23 protein-coding genes are annotated in these 20,840 nt (G+C 61.6%); 12 read left to right on the forward strand and 11 right to left on the reverse strand.

Features of this window, described 5'->3' with window-relative positions:
* Window positions 1–19 precede the first annotated feature (19 nt).
* A complete protein-coding gene (locus AC13QO_RS08430; protein WP_488540423.1) occupies window positions 20–1,183 on the reverse strand; it encodes a M20 aminoacylase family protein in 1,164 nt (387 codons plus the stop codon).
* Between the two features lie 157 nt (window positions 1,184–1,340).
* Between AC13QO_RS08430 and AC13QO_RS08435 the strand changes: the two genes are divergently transcribed.
* Together AC13QO_RS08435 and AC13QO_RS08440 are read left to right on the forward strand one after the other, a co-directional pair.
* Entirely contained in the window at window positions 1,341–2,474 is a 1,134-nt protein-coding gene (locus tag AC13QO_RS08435) for a D-alanyl-D-alanine carboxypeptidase family protein (protein WP_488540424.1), read from the forward strand.
* 30 nt (window positions 2,475–2,504) lie between these two features.
* Complete coding sequence (locus AC13QO_RS08440) at window positions 2,505–3,674, forward strand: CobW family GTP-binding protein (RefSeq protein ID WP_488540425.1); 1,170 nt, start codon at window positions 2,505–2,507, stop codon at window positions 3,672–3,674.
* 62 nt (window positions 3,675–3,736) lie between these two features.
* Here AC13QO_RS08440 and AC13QO_RS08445 read toward each other — a convergent pair whose 3' ends face one another.
* From AC13QO_RS08445 to AC13QO_RS08465, 5 genes are all read right to left on the reverse strand, one after another.
* Window positions 3,737–3,961 carry a sulfurtransferase TusA family protein gene (locus AC13QO_RS08445; RefSeq protein WP_488540426.1) on the reverse strand — a complete coding sequence of 75 codons (225 nt, stop codon included), beginning with the start codon at window positions 3,959–3,961 and terminating at the stop codon, window positions 3,737–3,739.
* A 5-nt stretch (window positions 3,962–3,966) separates the two neighbouring features.
* Complete coding sequence (locus AC13QO_RS08450; RefSeq protein ID WP_488540427.1) at window positions 3,967–5,193, reverse strand: L,D-transpeptidase family protein; 1,227 nt, start codon at window positions 5,191–5,193, stop codon at window positions 3,967–3,969.
* Between the two features lie 196 nt (window positions 5,194–5,389).
* Window positions 5,390–6,343 (reverse strand): acetyl-CoA carboxylase carboxyltransferase subunit alpha, encoded by a 954-nt coding sequence (locus tag AC13QO_RS08455; protein ID WP_085779655.1) that lies wholly within the window; start codon window positions 6,341–6,343, stop codon window positions 5,390–5,392.
* 62 nt (window positions 6,344–6,405) lie between these two features.
* Window positions 6,406–7,359, reverse strand: coding sequence for a site-specific tyrosine recombinase XerD (gene xerD / locus AC13QO_RS08460; RefSeq protein WP_085779654.1), 954 nt, complete (start codon window positions 7,357–7,359; stop codon window positions 6,406–6,408).
* A 5-nt stretch (window positions 7,360–7,364) separates the two neighbouring features.
* Complete coding sequence (locus AC13QO_RS08465) at window positions 7,365–7,541, reverse strand: hypothetical protein (RefSeq protein ID WP_157131434.1); 177 nt, start codon at window positions 7,539–7,541, stop codon at window positions 7,365–7,367.
* A gap of 148 nt (window positions 7,542–7,689) precedes the next feature.
* Between AC13QO_RS08465 and AC13QO_RS08470 the strand changes: the two genes are divergently transcribed.
* From AC13QO_RS08470 to AC13QO_RS08480, 3 genes are read left to right on the forward strand one after another with little or no spacing between them, the layout of a single operon-like run.
* Window positions 7,690–8,277, forward strand: a complete 588-nt coding sequence (locus AC13QO_RS08470) for a shikimate kinase (protein ID WP_085779653.1) — start codon at window positions 7,690–7,692, stop codon at window positions 8,275–8,277.
* Window positions 8,274–9,404: a 3-dehydroquinate synthase gene (gene aroB / locus AC13QO_RS08475; RefSeq protein ID WP_488540428.1), complete on the forward strand. Its 1,131-nt coding sequence runs from the start codon at window positions 8,274–8,276 to the stop codon at window positions 9,402–9,404. The genes AC13QO_RS08470 and aroB overlap by 4 nt, the downstream gene beginning before the upstream one ends.
* Window positions 9,401–10,714: an HlyC/CorC family transporter gene (locus AC13QO_RS08480; protein ID WP_488540429.1), complete on the forward strand. Its 1,314-nt coding sequence runs from the start codon at window positions 9,401–9,403 to the stop codon at window positions 10,712–10,714. The genes aroB and AC13QO_RS08480 overlap by 4 nt, the downstream gene beginning before the upstream one ends.
* Window positions 10,715–10,761: 47 nt before the next feature.
* On the opposite strand, the gene AC13QO_RS08485 is transcribed toward AC13QO_RS08480, so the two are convergent.
* The gene (locus tag AC13QO_RS08485) at window positions 10,762–11,046 is read right to left on the reverse strand and encodes a BolA family protein (protein ID WP_176536407.1); all 285 of its coding nucleotides are present in this window, start codon (window positions 11,044–11,046) and stop codon (window positions 10,762–10,764) included.
* 102 nt (window positions 11,047–11,148) lie between these two features.
* Here AC13QO_RS08485 and AC13QO_RS08490 point away from each other — a divergent pair, with 102 nt between their 5' ends.
* From AC13QO_RS08490 to AC13QO_RS08510, 5 genes are all read left to right on the forward strand, one after another.
* A complete protein-coding gene (locus tag AC13QO_RS08490) occupies window positions 11,149–11,766 on the forward strand; it encodes a J domain-containing protein (protein ID WP_085779650.1) in 618 nt (205 codons plus the stop codon).
* Window positions 11,767–12,075: 309 nt separating this feature from the next.
* On the forward strand, window positions 12,076–13,068 hold the full coding sequence (cobS, locus tag AC13QO_RS08495; protein ID WP_064805316.1) for a cobaltochelatase subunit CobS: 993 nt from the start codon (window positions 12,076–12,078) through the stop codon (window positions 13,066–13,068).
* Between the two features lie 13 nt (window positions 13,069–13,081).
* Window positions 13,082–14,983, forward strand: coding sequence for a cobaltochelatase subunit CobT (gene cobT, locus AC13QO_RS08500; protein WP_488540430.1), 1,902 nt, complete (start codon window positions 13,082–13,084; stop codon window positions 14,981–14,983).
* Window positions 14,984–15,004: 21 nt separating this feature from the next.
* Window positions 15,005–16,030 carry an esterase-like activity of phytase family protein gene (locus AC13QO_RS08505; RefSeq protein WP_488540431.1) on the forward strand — a complete coding sequence of 342 codons (1,026 nt, stop codon included), beginning with the start codon at window positions 15,005–15,007 and terminating at the stop codon, window positions 16,028–16,030.
* A gap of 58 nt (window positions 16,031–16,088) precedes the next feature.
* Window positions 16,089–16,655 carry an ATP-binding protein gene (locus tag AC13QO_RS08510; protein WP_488540432.1) on the forward strand — a complete coding sequence of 189 codons (567 nt, stop codon included), beginning with the start codon at window positions 16,089–16,091 and terminating at the stop codon, window positions 16,653–16,655.
* Window positions 16,656–16,661: 6 nt separating this feature from the next.
* On the opposite strand, the gene AC13QO_RS08515 is transcribed toward AC13QO_RS08510, so the two are convergent.
* The gene (locus AC13QO_RS08515) at window positions 16,662–17,297 is read right to left on the reverse strand and encodes a queuosine precursor transporter (protein ID WP_488540433.1); all 636 of its coding nucleotides are present in this window, start codon (window positions 17,295–17,297) and stop codon (window positions 16,662–16,664) included.
* A gap of 109 nt (window positions 17,298–17,406) precedes the next feature.
* Window positions 17,407–17,703: a 50S ribosomal protein L28 gene (rpmB, locus tag AC13QO_RS08520; RefSeq protein WP_008527777.1), complete on the reverse strand. Its 297-nt coding sequence runs from the start codon at window positions 17,701–17,703 to the stop codon at window positions 17,407–17,409.
* Between the two features lie 240 nt (window positions 17,704–17,943).
* Here rpmB and AC13QO_RS08525 point away from each other — a divergent pair, with 240 nt between their 5' ends.
* Both AC13QO_RS08525 and yddG read left to right on the forward strand, forming a co-directional pair.
* Complete coding sequence (locus AC13QO_RS08525; protein ID WP_430959673.1) at window positions 17,944–18,723, forward strand: DUF3108 domain-containing protein; 780 nt, start codon at window positions 17,944–17,946, stop codon at window positions 18,721–18,723.
* Between the two features lie 30 nt (window positions 18,724–18,753).
* Window positions 18,754–19,644 (forward strand): aromatic amino acid exporter YddG, encoded by an 891-nt coding sequence (gene yddG, locus AC13QO_RS08530; RefSeq protein WP_285195299.1) that lies wholly within the window; start codon window positions 18,754–18,756, stop codon window positions 19,642–19,644.
* A 3-nt stretch (window positions 19,645–19,647) separates the two neighbouring features.
* On the opposite strand, the gene AC13QO_RS08535 is transcribed toward yddG, so the two are convergent.
* Both AC13QO_RS08535 and gloB read right to left on the reverse strand, forming a co-directional pair.
* Window positions 19,648–20,070 carry a cupin domain-containing protein gene (locus AC13QO_RS08535; RefSeq protein WP_285195298.1) on the reverse strand — a complete coding sequence of 141 codons (423 nt, stop codon included), beginning with the start codon at window positions 20,068–20,070 and terminating at the stop codon, window positions 19,648–19,650.
* On the reverse strand, window positions 20,070–20,840 hold the full coding sequence (gloB, locus tag AC13QO_RS08540; RefSeq protein WP_488540434.1) for a hydroxyacylglutathione hydrolase: 771 nt from the start codon (window positions 20,838–20,840) through the stop codon (window positions 20,070–20,072). Before gloB ends, AC13QO_RS08535 begins: the two co-directional genes overlap by 1 nt.

The raw sequence follows: 20,840 nt of genomic DNA on the forward strand, positions 1-20,840 counted from the left end.
AGCCAAGCCTTAATTCTTGTCAGAGGCCCAAGCGTTGTTCGGCAAGGCGGACCCAGTAGGAGATGCCGTGGGCGATGGCTTCGTCGTTGAAGTCGTAGGCCGGGTTGTGGAGGCCGGCGCTGTCGCCGTTGCCGATGAAGATGAAGGCGCCGGGACGGGCGTTCAGCATGTAGGAGAAGTCCTCGCCGCCCATCATCGGATCGATTTCGGCATTGACGTTGGCCTCGCCGGCAATGGCGCTGGCGGTGGCGACGGCATGCTCGGTCTCGTCGGGGTGGTTGACGGTGACTGGGTAATTGCGATTGAAGCTGATTTCGGCCTCGGCGCCATGAGCTGCGACCAGGCCTTCGATAATCTGCCGGAAACGGGTTTCGGCAAGCGTGCGCATTTCGGGATCGAGGGTGCGGACGGTGCCGGCGAAAGTCGCGTCATTGGGGATGACGTTATGGGCGAAACCGGCGTTGAACTTGGTCACCGAGACGACGACAGAGCTGATCGGATCGGCGGTGCGCGAGGCGATCATCTGCAAATTGCTGACGATCTGGGCGGCGATGGCGATCGGGTCGATCGTCCGGTGCGGCTGGGCGGCGTGGCCGCCGCGGCCCTTGATGGTGACGGTGAATTCGTCGGTTGCCGCCATGATGGCGCCCTTGCGGATCGCGAACTGTCCCACAGGCAGGCCCGGCAGGTTGTGCATGCCGTAGACTTCTTCGATCCCGAAGCGCTCCATCATGCCATCCTTGACCATCAGATTGCCGCCGCCGCCGCCTTCTTCGGCGGGCTGGAAGATGACGGCGACATTACCATTGAAATTGCGGGTTTCGGCGAGATATTTCGCGGCGCCGAGCAGCATGGCGGTATGGCCGTCATGTCCGCAGGCATGCATCTTGCCCGGCGTCTGCGAAGCCCAGGGCTTACCGGTGATTTCAGTCAGCGGCAGGGCATCCATGTCGGCGCGCAGGCCGATCGTGCGGCGGCCTTCGCCCTTGCCCTTGATTAGTCCGACGACGCCGGTGCGGCCGATGCCGGTGACGATCTCGTCAACCCCGAAATCCTTGAGTTTTTCAGTGACGAAAGCGGCCGTGTTTTCCACCGCGAAAAGAAGCTCGGGCCGGGCATGGATATGGCGGCGCCATTCGGCGACTTCGTCCTGCAATTCGGCGGCTCTGTTCAAAATCGGCATCTTGGCGTTCCTGTTATCAAATTCCGACAATCGTTCGTCGCTTCAAAAGGCCGTGAGGCCCGTGCAATTACTTCGTCAATGACCTTTGCCATGTCATAGCCATATAGGCTAGATAGATGAAGGTTGCGAGATTTTCCGGACATCTGAAGGACGAACCGTGTCGACGAGCCACTTCCGTTTGTTTGCCGCCATGCGGCCGTTTCGTTTCATGGTTGCGGCGACTGCCGCTTTTGTCGCTTCCGTTTCGCTCGTCCAGGCCAATCCCCATATTCTCGTCGACGTGCAGACAGGCCGCGTTCTCGAACACGAAGAAGCCTTCCGAAAGTGGTATCCGGCCTCACTCACCAAGCTGATGACCGTCTATACCGTCTTCGATGCGATCCGCGCCGGCCAGATCAGCCTCGATACGCCCATCGTCATGAGCAAACGCGCCGCCGCGCAGCCGGCCGCCAAGATGTATTTCAAGCCGGGCCAGAAGCTGACGCTCGACAGTGCCTTGAAGATCCTGATGGTGAAATCGGCCAACGATATCGCGGTCGCGGTCGCAGAAGCCGTCGGCGGCACGCAGGAAGGTTTCGTGACCCGGATGAACGGCGAGGCGCTGAAGCTCGGCATGACGGATTCGCATTTCGTCAATCCGAACGGCCTGCCGGGCAAGGGGCAATATACGACGGCGCGGGACCTGGCGGTGCTGACGGTGGCGCTGCGTCGCGAGTTTCCGCAATATGCCAGCTATTTCGCGCTCGAGGGCTTCACCACCGGCCAGCAGAACGTGCCGAACCTCAATATGCTGATCGGCCGCTTCGCCGGCGCCGACGGCATGAAGACCGGCTTCATCTGCGCCTCGGGCTTCAACCAGATCGGTTCGGCGACGCGCAACGGCCGTACGCTTGTTTCCGTCGTGCTCGGCACGGACAGTCTCGCGGCGCGTGCCGATGCGACGGCGAATCTGTTGCAGAAGGGCTTTACCACCCAGTTTCCCGGCAATGAGACGCTGGGTTCGCTAAAGCCCTACGGGCCCGGACAAGACCAGGTGACCGACATTACAGCCGATATATGCAGCGCCAAGGGCGCCAAGATACGCAGCGAAACGCGAGACGAGGTCGGCCGCATGAAGGTGCACTCGCCCTACATTCTGGAAATGGACCACGACCCGCGATTCGTCTTCGCCGGCCTCATTCCGGGGCAGGACCCGCAGCCGTCTCAGCAGCCGGAAAAGGTGGCGACCGGCGATACGGCTGGCGGCATCGCCAACGTGCCGGTGCCGCTGCCGCGCCCGACCGCGTTTTAAGACAAGATGGGCTTCTAAGGTAAGGCAGATATGAGCGCGTTTAACGACAGGATTCCGGTCACCATCCTGACCGGCTTTCTCGGCGCCGGCAAATCGACGCTGCTGAACCGCATCCTCAAAGATCCTGACATGAAGGATGCGGCTGTGATCATCAATGAATTCGGCGATGTCGGCATCGACCATCTGCTGGTCGAAAGTTCCGGCGATTCGATCATCGAATTGTCCGACGGCTGCCTCTGCTGCACGGTGCGCGGCGAGCTTGTGGATACGCTGGCGAACCTGATGGACGCCGTCCAGACGGGCCGCGTTAAGCCGGTGAAGCGCGTCGTCATCGAAACGACCGGTCTTGCCGATCCTGCGCCCGTCATGCAGGCAATCATGGGCAATCCCGTCATCGCCACGAATTTCGAGCTCGACGGCGTCGTGACGGTCGTCGATGCGGTCAATGGGCTGCAGACGCTCGACAATCACGAAGAAGCGCGCAGGCAGGCTGCGGTCGCAGACCGGCTGATCGTCTCGAAGAGGTCGATGGCCGGCGCAACGGCGGAGCTGGAACAGCGCCTGCGGACGCTCAATCCGCGCGCGGCGATGATGGATGCTGACGGCGCCGAGGCCGGCAGCGCCGCGCTCCTGGTGAACGGTCTCTACGACCCGGCAACGAAGATCGCCGATGTCGGGCGCTGGCTGCAGGACGAGGATGCGCATGAGGCGCATCATCATGATCATGACCACGATCACGATGGCCATCACCATCATCGCGATGGCCACGGCCACCACCATCATGATCATGCGCAGCAGGATCCGCACGACGTCAATCGTCACGATGCCTCGATCCGGTCTTTCTCCATCGTCGAAGAAAAGCCAATCGATCCGATGGCGCTCGAAATGTTTGTCGATCTCCTGCGCTCGGCGCATGGCGAAAAGCTGTTGCGGATGAAGGCGATCGTATCCGTCTCCGACCGACCGGAACGGCCGCTGGTGCTGCAGGGCGTCCAGAGCATCTTTCACCCGCCGGTGCGGCTGCCGGCGTGGCCGAATCCGCAAGACCGGCGCACGCGCATGGTGCTGATCACCAAGGATCTGCCCGAAGCTTTCGTGAAGGATCTTTTCGACGCCTTCCTCGGCAAGCCGCAGATCGACACACCGGATCGTCAGGCGTTGTCCGACAATCCACTCGCCATTCCGGGTTTGCGCATCTAAAGGCGCGCCGCGTCGTTCTTATCGAGTCCGATTTTTCAGGCTGCTACGCCAAGTGACATGTTCTACCGCTTGCGGATCAGGAAGCAGTGGCCGTCTTCGGTCTTTTCCGTCGCGACCAGTTCGTGACCGTCCTCATTGCAGAAATGCGGCATATCGATCACCGCCATCGGATCGCTGGTATCGACGAGGACGAGCGTGCCGCGTGCCATGGCGGCAAGCTTCCGGCGTGTCTTGATCACGGGGAGTGGGCATTTCAGGCCGCGGAGATCGTAGAGAACGGGGTTCAAGCCGTTCAGTTCCGCGCCCAGAATTTCCAGAACGGCTTCTTTGCCGCGGCGTCTGCCGTCTCCTGCGGCTCGGGCGCGGTATAGGCGAGCGGGTTCGGCATCGGCACCGGCACGACCGCAGGCGTCGCGGCGGCAATGGTCGTTGCCTGCGGCTGGGTCGGCGGTGTCGGTGTCGCGCCGGCCGCGGTGTTGGCGGTGAGGCTCTGAGTCGTGCGCTTGGCCATCAGGTCTTCGAGTTCGGCGATCTTGACCATGCGGCCGGCTTCGAGCGACGTCCCGGTCGGGGCGAAAGCAAGTTCGCGTCCCTTGCGCAGCTTGGCGACCACGGCCTTGCGCTCGGCTTCGGACGGGTCGTACCAGGCCATGCCGTCATATTTGCTCATCGCCTTGGCATAGTCGGCGTCATAGGTCTTGCCGTAGGAGGCAAGGGCTGCCGTCAGCGCCGGCGGCGTCGACATGGCAGGGCATTTGCCGGCGGCGTTGAAGGCGCCACCATCGGTTGCCTGCTGGTTGAAGACGTATTTCTTCTCGCAGACGTTGACCTCGGGCGGGCGCTTCGTCACTTCGAAATTGTCGTAGCCGACCTTCAGCATCTTCCAGAAGTCATAGTTCGGGTCGAGGCGATGCTTGACCATGTTTTCCGCCGTCATGCGGAACGGGAAGGCCTGCAGTTGCACGGTCGACTGGCCGCCCTTGAAGGCGTCACGGGCGAAGGCATAGATCTCCAGCACCTGCTGGTCGGTCATCGAATAGCAGCCGGATGACGAGCAGGCGCCGTGGATCATCAGATCGGAACCGGTGCGGCCGTTCACTGCGTCGTAGCGGTTCGGGAAGCCGGTGTTGATCGCCAGATAATATTTGGAATTCGGGTTCAGGTTGGCCCGGGTCAGCTCGTAGAAGCCTTCCGGCGCCTGCCGGTCGCCGGTCTTGACCTTCGGACCGAGGCGGCCGGACCAGGCGCAGATCTTGTAATCGGCGATCTTGTCAAAACGGTTGTCGGTCTTCGCTTTCCAGATCTCCATTGCACCTTCTTCCTTGAAGATGCGGATCATGATGGGCGAATTGCGGTCCATGCCCTTAGCGGCCATGGCGTTCAGGATATGGGGAGGGAGCGGCTGTTCGACCTTGTTCTTGACCTTGGAAAGATCGACCTGCGCCACTTCCAGCGTATCGTTGCAGCCGGCGAGAGCCAGCGCCATGACGGAAACATAGGCAAAATGACGTATGCGCATCCAAACTAGCCCATAAAGATAGTGCGACCCGGTCCGCCTATGGAGTTCGGGCATTGGAAGGAATCATAGGCGGCTTATACTTTATAAAACCTTACCAGCCTATGACGTGCCTCGAACATCCCCGCAAGCGCGAATGTTACAGATAATATCAATGTGGCCAAGATTTGGCCCCAATCGCTGAAAAGCGCAACTTGCCTTAGAGGTTGCGGCCCATATTGAGGAATTTCTGACGCCGCTCATTGCGCAGCTGTTCGCCGGAACGCGATGCCATTTCGCCGAGCGCATTGGCGATCACGTCGCCGGTTGCGGCGATCACGCTGTCGGGATCGCGATGGGCGCCGCCGAGCGGCTCGGAAATGATGCCGTCGATGACGCCGAGCGATTTCAGGTCTTCGGCGGTGATCTTCATGTTGGTCGCCGCTTCCCGGGCGCGGGTCGAATCGCGCCAGAGGATGGAGGCTGCCCCTTCCGGGGAAATGACGCTGTAGATCGAATGCTCGAGCATGTAGACCCTGTTGCCGGTGGCAATCGCGATCGCGCCGCCCGAGCCGCCCTCGCCGATGACGACGGAAACGAGGGGAACCTTGACGCCGAGACACATTTCCGTCGAGCGGGCAATCGCCTCGGCCTGGCCGCGCTCCTCGGCGCCGACGCCGGGATAGGCGCCGGCCGTATCCACCAGCGAAATGACAGGCAGGCCGAAACGGTCAGCCATTTCAAGGATGCGGATCGCCTTGCGGTAGCCTTCCGGCCGGGGGCTGCCGAAATTATGCTTCAGGCGAGTCTTGGTGTCGTTGCCCTTTTCCTGGCCGATGACGGCGACGGGCTGGCCGCGGAAGCGGGCAAGGCCCGCCTGGATCGCGGCATCCTCGGAAAACTTGCGGTCGCCGGCAAGCGGGGTGAATTCCTGAAACAGCGTCTTGGCGTAATCCACGAAATGCGGGCGTTGCGGGTGGCGGGCGACCTGCGTCTTCTGCCAGGCATTGAGCTTGGAATAGATTTCGACGATCGCTTCGCGGACGCGAACCTCCAGCCTGCCGATCTCATCGGTGGTGTCGATGCTCTCGTCTTCCATTGCGAGCTTCTTCAGCTCGATGATCTTGCCTTCGAGGTCGGAGATCGGCTTTTCGAAGTCGAGATAATTGTGCATGAGGTGCGTTTCCGTTCCTTGTGCCCGGGGCGTTTTCCTGGCTCCGCCCCTTGTCGCCGGTCCTATTCGTGCTTTTTCGCCTGTTTGGCAAGGGGGTGATGCATCTGGACGAGCTGCTGCAGCCGCTCTTCGAGGACATGCGTATAGATCTGTGTGGTCGAAATGTCCGAATGGCCGAGGAGTTCCTGCACGACGCGCAGATCGGCGCCGTTTGCAAGCAGGTGGCTGGCAAAGGCGTGGCGCATGACGTGCGGCGAGATCAGCGACGGCGTCAGGCCGGCGCGGATCGCCAGGTTCTTGAGGTCGCGCGCGAAAACCTGGCGCGGCAGGTATCCCTCCTTGGAGGCGGCAGGAAAGAGCCAAGGGCTTTCCTGCGGCTCCTTCGCCGCGGCGGTCTCGGTCGCCAGCAGGCGCCCATACGATTTCAGTGCCGCGATCGCCGAGTGCGACAGCGGCACCAGCCGCTCCTTGTTGCCCTTGCCGCGGATCATCAGGAAACGGCCCTCCTGGTCAAGTACGCGGGCCGGTAGCGAGACGAGTTCGCTGACGCGCATGCCGGTGGCATAGAGCAGTTCCAGCAGCGCCAGCATGCGCAGGCGCTGCAACTGGCCCGGGGCCGGGTCGTCGGCCTCGGCCTGCGCTTGCGACAGCAGCCTGCCGACCTCTTCAACCCCCATTGTCTTCGGCAGCGGACGTCCCTTCTTCGGCGCATCGAGAACGCCTGTGGGGTCGTCGGTCCGCAGGCCCTCGGCATAGAGGAACTTGTAGAATTGCCGCATGGCGGCGAGCCGGCGTGCTTGCGAGGAGGGCTTGAAGCCCTGGCGGGCGAGCGAGGCGAGATAGGCGGCCAGGTCGGCGGAACCGGCTTCGGTCAACCTTATGCTGCGGCCGTTCAGGAAAGCGCTGACATCGTCGAGGTCGCGCTGGTAGGATTGCAGGGTGTTGGCGGCAGCGCCACGTTCGGCGCTCATCATTTCCAGAAAGGATTCCACGTGGACGCGGCTTAGATCCATCATCTCACTCACTTACCGGTCGTGTTGATTGTGCCCGTCGCCGGCGGGTTGACCCGCTCGGAGGGAAGACGAATCGTCACGTCGCGCGGCTCGGGCTCGACGAAGGTCACGAGCGCCAACATCGCTCCGTAAACCGTCCCGGCGAGGATCGCGCAGAAGAACAGGAAACGGAACAGGGTCGGCATCCGGCAACTCCTTCATGCTGTGCTTCTGTTATAAGAAGCGTATTCGCAAGTGCAAGAAGCGCCATTCGAGCCATGATTCCCTTGTCCGCGACTTGACGCTCTACCTGCATTTGTCGATACGGTTTGCAAACAAAGTGTGAATGGACCGATGAGTGAACCACTGCTGACCGTTGCTGACAGCCTGAAAGACAGAGCTCGCGCTGCGCTCGGTTCACGCAATCTGATCCTCGTCGGCCTGATGGGCGCCGGGAAATCCTCTGTCGGGCGCATCGTCGCCAGCCAACTCGGCATTCCCTTCATCGACAGCGATCATGAGATCGAGCGGGTGTCGCGCATGACCATTGCCGAACTTTTCGCAGCCTATGGCGAGGAAGAGTTCCGGGCGCTGGAAACGCGAGTGATGAAGCGGCTCCTGAAGAGCGGACCGCGCGTCGTCTCCACCGGCGGCGGCGCCTTCATCAATGACCGCACCCGCAGGCATATAAAAAAGGGCGGGCTTTCGATCTGGCTGAAGGCTGATCTCGACGTGCTTTGGGAGCGGGTCAACAAGCGTGACACGCGGCCGCTGCTCAAGACCGAAAATCCCAAGCAGACCCTCGAAAATCTGATGAAGGCGCGTTACCCAATCTATGCGCAGGCAGACCTCACTATACTCTCGCGTGATGTGCGCAAGGAAATCATGGCGGACGAGGTGCTGAAGGCTGTGGTCGAACAGAAAGAAAGTGCAGCGTCATGAAAGCGATAAGCTCCACCTCATCAGTCCAGACGGTGCATGTGCCGCTCGGCGAGCGCGCCTATGACATCCTGATCGGGCCAGGGCTGATTGCGCGGGCCGGCGCCGAGATCGCCTCGCGTCTCAAAGGCCGCAAGGCGGCCATCATCACCGACGAAAACGTCGCTCCGCTCTATCTCGAGGCCGTCGTCGCGAGCCTCAATGCGGCAGGTGTCGTCTCGGCCGAGGTCGTGCTGCCGCCCGGCGAAAAGACGAAGAGCTTCGAACATCTCATTGATGTCTGCGACAAGGTGCTCGAAGCCAGGGTCGAGCGCAACGACTGCGTGATCGCGCTCGGCGGCGGCGTCATCGGTGACCTCTCGGGTTTTGCCGCCGGCATCGTCCGCCGCGGCGTGCGCTTCGTGCAGGTGCCGACTTCGCTGCTGGCGCAGGTCGATTCTTCCGTCGGCGGCAAGACCGGCATCAATTCCCGCCACGGCAAGAACCTGATCGGCGTCTTCCATCAGCCGGACCTGGTCCTGGCCGATACGGATGTGCTGAATACGCTGAGCGGGCGGGAATTCCGCGCAGGCTACGCCGAGGTCGCAAAGTATGGGCTGATTGACAAGCCGGATTTCTTTGCCTGGCTGGAAGCGAACTGGAAGTCGGTGTTTACGGGCGGCTCGGCCCGCATCGAGGCCATCGCTGCCAGCTGCCAGGCGAAAGCCGATGTCGTCGTTGCCGACGAGCGGGAAACCGGCCAGCGGGCGCTGCTCAATCTCGGCCATACGTTCGGGCATGCGCTGGAAGCGGCGACCGCTTATGACAGCCGCCGGCTGGTGCATGGTGAGGGCGTGTCGATCGGCATGGTGCTGGCGTATGAATTTTCCGCACGAATGAACCTTGCGAGCCCAGACGATGCGCAGCGCGTCGAGCGGCATCTGAAGGAAGTCGGCCTGCCGACCCGCATGGCGGATATCATGGGCGAGCTGCCGCCGGCTGAATCGCTGATGGATGCGATCGCGCAGGACAAAAAGGTCAAGAGCGGCAAGCTCACCTTCATCCTGACGCGCGGCATCGGTCAGTCCTTCGTCGCCGACGATGTTCCGGCATCCGAAGTGCTCAGTTTTCTCCGGGAAAAACATCCTTGACGACGATCGAAGGCGCTTTGGCGTTTCTTGCGACATACTGGCCGGAGATCCTTTCGATCACGGCGCTCGTGCTGACGTCCGCCTTCTTCTCCGGCACCGAGACGGCGCTCACCGCCGTTTCGCGCAGCCGCATTCATACGCTTGAGGTCAACGGCGATGAACGCGCCGGCCTCGTCAGGCAGTTGATCGAACGGCGCGACCGGCTGATCGGTACGCTGCTGATCGGCAACAATCTTGCCAACATCCTCTCTTCCTCGATCGCCACCAGCCTTTTTCTCGGGCTGTTCGGCAGTTCGGGTGTGGCGCTGGCGACGCTCGCCATGACCATCATCCTCGTCATCTTCGCGGAGGTGCTGCCGAAGAGCTGGGCGATCTCGGCGCCGGAACGCTTCGCGCTGGCGGTCGCATTTCCCACCAGACTGTTCGTCGCTATCGTCGGCCCGGTGTCCTCCTTCGTCAATGCGGTTGTGCGACAGATCCTGGCGCTGTTCGGCATCAATCTTTCGCGGGAAGTTTCGATGCTGACGGCGCATGAGGAGCTGCGCGGCGCCGTCGATCTGCTGCACCGCGAGGGATCGGTGGTGAAGGCCGACCGCGATCGCCTCGGCGGCGTGCTCGACCTCAACCAGCTGGAGCTATCAGACATCATGGTCCACCGCACCAAGATGCGGGCGATCAATGCCGACGATCCGCCGGAAGCGGTGGTGCGCGCTATTCTTGAAAGTCCCTATACGCGCATGCCGTTGTGGCGCGGCACGATCGACAACATCATCGGCGTCGTCCACGCCAAGGATCTTCTGCGGGCCCTGGCCGAGCCGAACATGGAGCCGCAGAATCTCGATATCGTGAAGATTGCGCAGAAGCCGTGGTTCGTGCCAGACAGCACCAATCTTGAGGACCAGCTCAACGCTTTTCTGCGCCGCAAGCAGCATTTCGCCGTCGTTGTCGACGAATATGGCGAGGTGCAGGGCATCGTCACGCTGGAGGATATTCTCGAGGAAATCGTGGGCGACATTTCCGACGAGCACGATATCGAGATGCAGGGCGTGCGTCAGGAAGCGGACGGCTCTGTCGTCGTCGATGGCAGCGTGCCGATCCGCGATCTCAACCGCGCGCTCGACTGGAACCTGCCCGACGAGGAGGCGACGACCATCGCCGGCCTCGTCATCCATGAATCGATGACCATCCCGGAAGAGCGTCAGGCCTTCACCTTCTACGGCAAACGTTTCGTCGTGATGAAGCGGGAGAAAAACCGCATCACCAAGCTGCGCATCCGCCCCGCGCAGGAAGACGACACAAAACCGGTGTGATCCGGTTGGATTGCCTGCGCCTTATACCCATATAGGCTGCTGTGCCGCTACCAGCGGGTGGGTTCACCAGGTGCCGCCGGTTCGACGGCCAGCGCGTGCAGGCCGGCATCGAGCTCCGGTTTCAACAGATCGGTGATCGCCCGGTGGCGCGCCAGGCGGGAGAGGCCGGCAAATTTAGTCGAAACGATCCTCACCCGCATGTGGGTTTCGCCGGTGCCCGTGATGTCAGGTTGGTGGCCGGCATGCAGATGGCTTTCGTCGATGACGCTCAAGCGTTCGGGCGCGAAGGCTTCGATAAGTTTTTCTTCGATGCGGGTCCGCAGGGTCATCATCCGGTCTTGCTGCTTCGCGAAAAGGGTTCCCACCAAGCCAGCAACATTCCCATTTGTCAATTCTTGTTGTCGCCTCGCGACAGCCCCATAATTAGCGCCGCCATGAGACTTGATTCAAAATACTTCGATCGCATCCGCACACGCCGCAAACGCGAGCAGGAGACGGAGCAGGCGCCGCCTACCTGTCAATGGGACGGCTGCGATAAGAAAGGTGCGCATCGCGCTCCGGTGGGGCGCAATGCGGAAGGCCAGTTCTTTTTGTTCTGCTTCGAGCACGTCAAGGAATACAATAAGGGCTATAATTATTTCTCAGGCCTTTCGGACGGCGAGATCGCGCGCTACCAGAAAGAGGCGATCACCGGCCATCGACCGACATGGACCGTCGGCGTCAATAAGTCGGCCAAGGACAGCCCGCTGCATTCCGAGGTGCGCTCCGGCGCCTACTCGCGCGTTCGCGATCCCTTCGGCTTCGTCAAGGAAGGCGGCAAGGGCAGCGGGCCGCGCTTTCCCCAGGCGCGCAAGCTGAAATCGCTCGAAAGCAAAGCTTTCGACACAATGGGTCTCCACGCCAACGCGACCTCGGCGGAGATCAAGAGCCGCTACAAGGAGCTGGTCAAGAAGCACCATCCGGATGCCAATGGCGGCGACCGCGGCTCGGAAGAGCGTTTCCGCGCCGTCATCCAGGCGTATCAATTGTTGAAGCAGAACGGTTTTTGTTAATTCCCGTCCTTGCTCTTGGGCTTCAATCGGGTATGGTCCAAATCGGCTGAGGCCGCAGGCAAACGCGGCTCCTATCTGCGTGTTTTCCCGACATCGCCTCGGCCGACCTTCCGGACGCGGCGTTTCTTGTCCGGGACTCTTTCAAGAATGCTCGCACGCGGTCATCATCCCGCCGAGGTTTCGTTTCAGTCCCGGAGAAGTATCGCCGACGTTCCGACCTGGACGGGCGCGGAATAAAATCGCGGCGTCACGGTTGCGACATGGCCTGAGACAGTTTGGCCGGGTGGCTTCACCCGCCTTGGAGACATGATGAGCAAGATCGACCTCGATATTTCAGAACTGCCCGATACTACCGTTTCGGTCCGCGAGACCTTCGGCATCGATTCCGACATCCGCGTTCCTGCCTACAGCAAGGGTGACGCCTATGTGCCGGATCTCGATCCCGACTACCTGTTCGACCGCGAGACGACGCTCGCCATTCTCGCAGGCTTCGCGCATAACCGCCGCGTGATGATCTCCGGCTATCACGGCACGGGCAAATCCTCGCATATCGAGCAGGTGGCGGCGCGCATCAACTGGCCCTGCGTGCGCATCAACCTCGACAGCCATGTCAGCCGTATCGATCTCGTCGGCAAAGACGCGATCGTCGTCAAGGACGGGCTGCAGGTCACCGAGTTCAAGGACGGCATCCTGCCTTGGGCCTATCAGCACAATGTCGCGCTCGTCTTCGACGAATATGATGCCGGCCGTCCCGACGTGATGTTCGTCATTCAGCGCGTCCTGGAATCGTCAGGCCGCCTGACACTGCTCGACCAGAGCCGCGTCATCCGGCCGCATCCGGCTTTCCGCCTGTTTGCGACCGCCAATACGATCGGCCTCGGCGACACCACCGGCCTTTATCACGGCACGCAGCAGATCAACCAAGCGCAGATGGACCGCTGGTCGATCGTCACGACGCTGAACTACCTGCCGCATGATCACGAAGTGAATATCGTCGCCGCCAAGGTGAAGAGCTTCGGCAAGGACAGGGAAGGGCGTGAGATCGTCTCGAAGATGGTTCGCGTTGCCGATCTGACGCGCGCCGCCTTCATGAACGGCGACCTTTCGACCGTCATGAGCCCGCGCACGGTCATCACTTGGGCCGAGAATGCCGAAATCTTCGGCGATCTAGCCTTTGCCTTCCGCGTCACCTTCCTCAATAAGTGCGACGAGCTGGAGCGCCCGCTGGTCGCCGAGCACTATCAGCGCGCCTTCGGCGTGGAGCTGAAGGAAAGTGCTGCCAACATCGTCCTCGGAGCCTGAGGCCCGACCGATCATGGCAGCTCGCGGTGACAATTCGAAAGCAAAGCCCGGTGCGCCCGTCGACGTCGAGCCGTTGCGCCGGGCGATATCCGGCTGCGTCCGCTCGATCGCCGGCGACGGCGATGTCGAGGTGACCTTCGCCAACGAACGGCCTGGTATGACCGGCGAGCGCATCCGGCTGCCGGAGCTTTCCAAGCGGCCGACGGCGCATGAGCTGGCGGTCACCCGCGGGCTAGGCGATTCCATGGCATTGCGCCTCGCCTGCCATGACGAGAAGATGCATACGACGATGGCGCCGCAGGGCTCCGACGCCCGAGCGATCTTCGATGCGGTCGAGCAGGCGCGTGTCGAATCGATCGGGACGCTGCGCATGGAGGGCGTGGCGGCGAACCTGCGTTCCATGACGGAAGAGAAATATGCCAAGGCGAATTTCACCGGCATCGAGCGCCAGGAAGACGCGCCGATCGGCGAAGCCGTCGCCATGATGGTGCGCGAGAAGCTGACTGGCCAGCGTCCGCCTGCTTCCGCCGGCAAGGTGCTCGATCTCTGGCGCGGTTTCATCGAAGACAAGGCGGGGGCTGAACTCGGTAACCTGTCGGGTGCGATAAACGACCAGCAGGCCTTCGCCAAGGTCGTCCGCAACATGCTGTCGGCGATGGAAATGGCCGAGGAGTATGGCGACGACGACAGCGAAGCTGACAATGACGATCAGTCGGAGCAGGAAGACCAGCCGAGCGGCGAGGAGCAGGACCAGGACGAGGTCGACGAGGATGCCGGCACCGATGCCGCCCCGGTCGAGGACAGCGAGGTTTCCGACGAGCAGATGGAGGACGGCGAGACTGAAGGCGCCGAAATCTCCGACGACGACATGATGGAAGAGGGCGAGGACGATTCGGAAACGCCTGGCGAGACCCGCCGCCCGAATACGCCGTTTGCCGATTTCAACGAAAAGGTCGATTATCACGTCTATACCGAAGAGTTCGACGAGATCATCACCGCTGAGGAACTCTGCGACGCCGCCGAGCTGGAGCGCCTGCGCGCCTTTCTCGACAAGCAACTGGCGCATCTGCAGGGCGCGGTCGGGCGCTTGGCCAACCGGCTGCAGCGCCGCCTGATGGCACAGCAGAACCGCTCCTGGGATTTCGATCTGGAGGAGGGCTATCTTGATACGGCGCGGCTACAGCGCATCATCATCGACCCGATGCAGCCGCTCTCCTTCAAGATGGAGCGGGACACGCAGTTCCGCGATACCGTCGTCACCCTGCTCATCGACAATTCCGGCTCCATGCGCGGCAGGCCGATCACGGTAGCCGCTACCTGCGCCGACATTCTCGCCCGCACGCTGGAGCGCTGCGGCGTCAAGGTCGAGATTCTCGGCTTCACCACGAAAGCCTGGAAGGGCGGGCAGGCGCGTGAAACCTGGCTTGCCGGGGGCAAGCCGCAGACGCCGGGTCGTCTCAACGACCTTCGCCACATTGTCTACAAATCGGCCGACGCGCCGTGGCGGCGGGCACGCGCCAATCTCGGGCTGATGATGCGCGAAGGCCTGCTCAAGGAAAACATCGACGGCGAGGCGCTGATCTGGGCGCATAACCGCCTGCTCGCCCGCCGTGAACAGCGCCGCATTCTGATGATGATCTCGGACGGCGCGCCGGTCGACGATTCGACGCTGTCGGTCAATCCGGGCAATTATCTCGAGCGGCATCTGCGAGCCGTCATCGACCAGATCGAGACGCGCTCGCCCGTCGAACTGCTGGCAATCGGCATCGGTCACGATGTGACGCGCTACTATCGCCGCGCCGTGACGATCGTCGATGCGGACGAGCTTGCAGGCGCGATGACCGAACAGCTCGCCTCGCTCTTCGAAGATCAATCCGCCCAGCCTCGCGGCGGCCGGTTACGCCGTGCCGGCTGACGCGGGAAGGAAACATATCGAATGATGGTCAAGCGCCTGTGCCGCGCGGCATCGATCTCGCTCTGCCTGGCAGGGGGAGCTTCCGCGGCTATGGCCGGCGACGAGACACCCATAATTAGCCGGCAAATTACCGATTTCAGGATCGGATCGTCGGAGACGACGTTCGGCTCGCTGGAATTTCTCGGCGGGCTGGAGATGGTTTCCAGCCGAGCGTTGTTCGGCTCGCTTTCCTCCATCCGTTTCCGGCAGGACCAGAAACACTTCATCGTCGTGCTCGATACCGGCCAGTGGCTGACCGGCAGCATCGAGCGCGATGCGAGGGGCAGGCTTTCAGGCCTTTCTCAGGTCGAGATCACCCCGATGAAGAACCGCGCCGGCCGCAGCCTCGAGGGCAAGGGCTATATGGATGCCGAGGGCGTGGCGCTCGACGGCGACCGGATATTGGTCTCTTTCGAGCAAAATCATCGCGTCGACGTTTATCCCAATCCCGGCTTTGCCGCATCGCGCGCGACCGCTACCCTGCCGATCCTCATCCCGCGCCAGATGCTGAGCGACAATCGCGGTATCGAAACCATAGCCGTGGCACCCGCCTCCAGTCCGTTGAAGAGCGGCGTGGTCATCGTCTCCGAGCGCGGTCTCGACAGCGAGGGCAATCGGATGGCGGCTATTCTCAGCGGCCCGCTTAAGGGGCTGTTCTCGATCAAACGCGATGGAAGCTTCGACGTCACCGACGGTGCTTTCCTGCCGGACGGCGACCTGCTGCTCCTGGAGCGGCGCTTCAACATGGCCGAAGGCATCGGCATGCGGCTTCGGCGCATCAAAGGCGCCGATATCCGGCCGCAGGCCGTCGTTGATGGCGAATTGCTCCTCGAAGGCAATTTCAACTCGCAGATCGACAATATGGAAGGGCTTGACGTGTTTCAGGCCGCCGACGGCACGATCCATATGATCATGGTGTCGGACGACAACCATTCGATCCTGCAGCGCAATCTGATGCTGGAATTCCGGCTCTCCGATAGCCGTATGCTCAGCGCGGCGTCAGATTGACGTCACATGTCCCGGTTATGCCATTGTCGCGTTGAGAGCAGCTTTCGGAGGGACAATCATGGTGCATATTCATATCATGGGTGCATCCGGTTCCGGCACGACTTCGCTCGGTCATACGCTTGCCGAACGGCTCGATATCGCCCATCTCGATACTGACGATTTCTTCTGGCTGCCGACCGACCCGCCATTCACGACGCCGCGTGACGCCGACGAACGCATTCGGCTGCTGCTTGCAGAAGCGGCACGGCATGACGGCTGGGTCCTCTCCGGATCGGCGCTGAAATGGGCGAGGCAGATCGAGCCGTTCTATGATCTGATGGTGTTTCTCAGGGTCGAGCCGGAGCTGCGGATGGCCCGGATTCGCGCGCGGGAGATTGCCCGCTACGGAGACAGGATCGGGCCTGGCGGTGACATGGAAATCAAAAGCGGGGAATTCATGGAATGGGCGGCAAGTTACGACACGGCCGGTCCGGAACGCCGCAGTCTTGCAGCGCATGAGCAATGGCTGGAAACGCAGACGGCCCCTGTCCTGCGGCTTGATTCGTCACGAGAGATCGATGATCTGGCTGCAGAGGTTCTGCTGCATCCCGCAATCGCCGCCGGCGCGGTCCGGCAGCGCCGTTGAAAGGCTTTAGCTGACGCGTGCGGGCTGCATCGGCCGCAGCACGTTCATCAGCGCGCCATAAGGCAGCAGCATCACGAGGCCGACGATCATCTTGACGGCGAAATCGCCGATCGCCCAGGAAATCCAGCGCGGCGCCTCTATGGCAAAGACGCCGAGGACAGGAGCTGCTTCGAGCGCAAAGGGCTCGTTCGGGCCGAGGAAGACGAAAAACGCGGCAAAGGACAACGAGAAGAACATCACCGTGTCGAGCGCCGAGCCGATCAGCGAGCCCAAAAGCGGCGCGCGCCACCAGACCTGGCGGCGAAGGCGGTTGAAGACGGCGATATCGAGCAGCTGGCCGGCGAGATAGGCCGAGCCGGAGGCGATGGCGATGCGCGGCACTGACGTGAAGAACGACAGCGTCACGCCGACGACGAAGCCGGCAAAAACGACCTTGCGGGCTGTCTGCGGGCCGAACTGGCGGTTGGTCAGATCGGTGATCAGGAAGGCGACCGGATAGGAGAAGGCGCCCCAGGTCAGGATGTCGGCCAAGTTGATGCCCGCGACTTCGGCGTTCAGCGGAAACTGGACGAGGAAGTTGGAGGCGACGACGACAAGCGTCATCAGCGCGACATAGGCAAGCGTATAGCGGGTCTTCAGCATTTTTTTATCCTGGGTGATGCCATCAGTTGGAGTGCCCAGGCAAAGCAAAAGGCTTGTCCGGCATCATCCGTTCAAGCCTTTTGAAGCCGTATGAAAGAAGGTCAGAAGCTTACGCAGCAGCGGCTTCGGCGGTCTTCTTCACAATCTGACGGCGCAGCAGGCGCGCGCGCATCGACAGTTCGTTTTCGCTTGCCTTGATCAGGAAGGCATCGAGGCCGCCACGATGTTCGACGGAGCGAAGAGCCGCAGCCGAAACGCGAAGACGGTAACGCTGGTTGAGAGCGTCGGAGATCAGCGTTACCTGGCACAGGTTCGGCAGGAACCGGCGCTTGGTCTTGTTGTTGGCATGGCTGACATTGTTACCAGTCAGGACGGCCTTGCCGGTCAATTCGCACACGCGGGACATTGAACACCTATTCTTGTTTTTCTCGGGCCATCGAATTGTTATCCCCGGCAAAACCGGTCTCGCAATCCAACAGGCATGATTGGAAAGTTGCGGTTCTATAGTCAGAGAGGCTGCGCGCGTCAAGCCAAACCTTGGCCTTTCCCGCAATTCTGTCAAAAAGCTGCTGTTTTCTTCTCTTTACGGCAGGAGTATAGAGCGTTCGGCAGGGCTGCCGGCGCGCGGCAAGACAAGGCTTCACTCATGGCTCATTCGGGCAGACGCATTTTCATTTCGGCCATCGCCGCACTCCTTGCCATACCGGCATCGGCGGCCGAAATCCAGCATCAGACCGTCTATCGGGTGACGCTTGCCGGCCTGCCAATCGCGCGTGCGGCGTTTCTGACGCAGATCGAGGACGATCACTCTTACAAGATTGCCGGCGATATCAAATCCGCCGGGCTTGCCGATCTCGTCAAGACGATCTCGGCAAAGACCAGCGTCACCGGCGTCGTCCGTAACGATCGGCTGCAGGCGCTGAAATATTCGCTCTATTACAAGAGCGGCAAGAAGGCCCGCGTCTACGAGGTCAGCTACCGCAACGGCAACATCATCTCGGCGACGACGACGCCGCCGCCGAAACGGCCGAAGAACTGGATCGACGTCACGCCGGGCGACATGCGTTCGGTGCTCGATCCGATCTCCGGCCTTGTTTTCACCGGGGATACCAAGGTCTGCGCGCAGACGCTGCCGATCTTCGACGGCGAGACGCGCATGGACCTCGTGCTTTCGCCGAAAGGCGACGAGGATTTTTCGACCGACGGCTTCAAGGGGAAGGCGGTCGTCTGCGGCGTGCGCTTCGTGCCGCGCTCCGGCTACAAAAAAGGCCGCAAGGACATCGACTATCTCAGCAAGAGCGACCGCATGGAGATCTGGTTTGCCAAGTCGGAGGCGGCCAATGTATATGCTCCGGTCTATGTGCGCATTCCCACGGAATATGGAATGGTGACGATCACTGCCGTCAAATATGGCAGTGTCAGCTGACGGAGCTTTCGCCTCCGTGAAGGGGGACAGGTGAAGCTTCGTGCCACGGTGGTCGGTTTTACGGCTATTCTGATGTGGTCGTTCCTGGCACTGCTGACGGCCGGCTCCGGAAAGATGCCGCCCTTCCAGCTTTCGGCCGTCTGCTTTGCGATCGGCAGCATTCCCGGCCTCGTCATGCTTGTCCTCAATCCGGCGCGGCTGGCGTTGCTGAAGCAGCCGCCAAAGGTCTGGATAACCGGTATTGCAGGCTTGTTCGGCTATCATTTCCTGTATTTCACCGCGCTCAGGAACGCGCCGGCGGTGGAGGCGGGACTGATCGCCTATCTATGGCCGCTCTTGATCGTGGTCGGCTCAGCGCTGCTGCCGGGCGAACGGTTGCGCTGGTATCACGTGGCGGGCGCGCTTGCCGGGCTTTGCGGCACCTTCCTGATCGTCGGCCGCAACGGCATCGATTTTGACGGCGCCTACGCGGTCGGTTATGGGGCTGCCTTCCTCTGCGCCTTCACATGGTCGGGCTATTCGCTGCTGACCAGGCGTTTCGAAGCTGTCTCCACAGATGTCGTCACTGGCTTCTGCCTTGCGACCTCCATCCTGTCCCTCTTCAGCCATCTCGGCCTGGAGGTGACTGTCTGGCCGGAAACCAGCGTCGAATGGGTGGCCGTCGTCGGGCTCGGCCTCTTCCCGGTCGGGGCGGCCTTCTATGCCTGGGATTACGGCGTCAAGAATGGCGATATCCAGATTCTCGGCGCGGCAAGCTATGCCGCGCCGCTGCTTTCGACGCTCATCCTGACGTTGTTCGGATTTGCCGAGCCGAGCTGGCGCGTTGCTCTCGCCTGCCTGCTCGTCACCGGTGGAGCGGTGCTCGCCGCCCAGGAAATGTTCCGCCGCAAAATTCCGGCGCATTCTGCGGCAGCGGAGTAGCCCTCAGTCGCCCGGCTTCCAATCCGCCGGCGCCATCTCAAAGCTCGAAAATTCGAAGCCGGGCGAGACAGTGCAGCCGACCAAGGCGAAGTCACCGAGCGGTTCGGCCGATTGCCACCAATTGGCGGGGATGATTGCCTGCGGCCGCTCGCCGGCGGCAAGGTCTGTTCCGAGCGTCAGGGTTTCGCTTGTCATCCCGTCCTGCGAGCGGTGCAGAGCCAGCGGTGCGCCGGCGTAATAATGCCAGACCTCGACCGCGTCATGGACGCGATGCCAGTGCGAACGCTGTCCTTTTGTCAGCAGATAATAGATCGCCGTCGAATGGCCGCGCTCTCCACCCGCCTTGTCGCGGAACGTCTGCACGTACCAGCCGCCTTCGGGATGCGGCTGCATGCCGAGCTCGCGAATGATCTTCTCAGGCGACATCAGAAATTGTCCTTGCGCTTCCGGATCTCGGCAAAGACCTCCTCGTTCGTCTTGCCTTCCATGATCAGATTGCGGCGGATCGCGGGATCGGCGGCGCGCAGAAACGGGTTCGTTTCCTTTTCCAGCCCGAGCGTCGTGGGGATGGTGAATTTGCCTTCGGCGCGCCGAGCTTCGATCTCGGCAGCGCGGCTTTTCAGGCGCTCATTGTCGGGATCGACCGTCAGTGCGAAGCGGGCGTTGGACAATGTATATTCGTGGCCGAAATAGACAGCGGTCTCGTCCGGCAGGACCGCGAGCTTCTGCAGGGAATGCCACATGTCGGCGGCGGGGCGTTCGAAAAGGCGGCCGCAGCCGAGGGCAAACAGGGTGTCGGCGGCAAAGAGCAGCTTGTCGTCGACGAAGTGATAGCAGATGTGACCGGCGGTGTGACCGGGGGTCTCAATGACCTTGACCGTGTGATCGCCGAAAAGAAAGCTGTCGCCATCGGCCATCGTTCGGTCGAGACCGGGAATGGCGATGGCCTCGTTGATCGGGCCGATGATCTCGCAGCCGAACTGCTCCTTCAGCGTCAGGTTTGCCGCGACATGATCGGTGTGGTGATGCGTGGTGAAGATGTGGGTGATCTTCCAGCCGCGCCGTGTTGCCGCTTCCAGGATCGGCGCCTCCTCCGGCGCATCGATCGACGCGGTAAATCCTGTCTCCGGATCGTGCACGAGCACGCCGAAATTGTCGGTGCGGCAGAGAAAAACGTCTAAATCCAAAGGTTTCAT

The sequence above is a fragment of the Rhizobium sp. CNPSo 3670 genome (genome assembly GCF_057784555.1).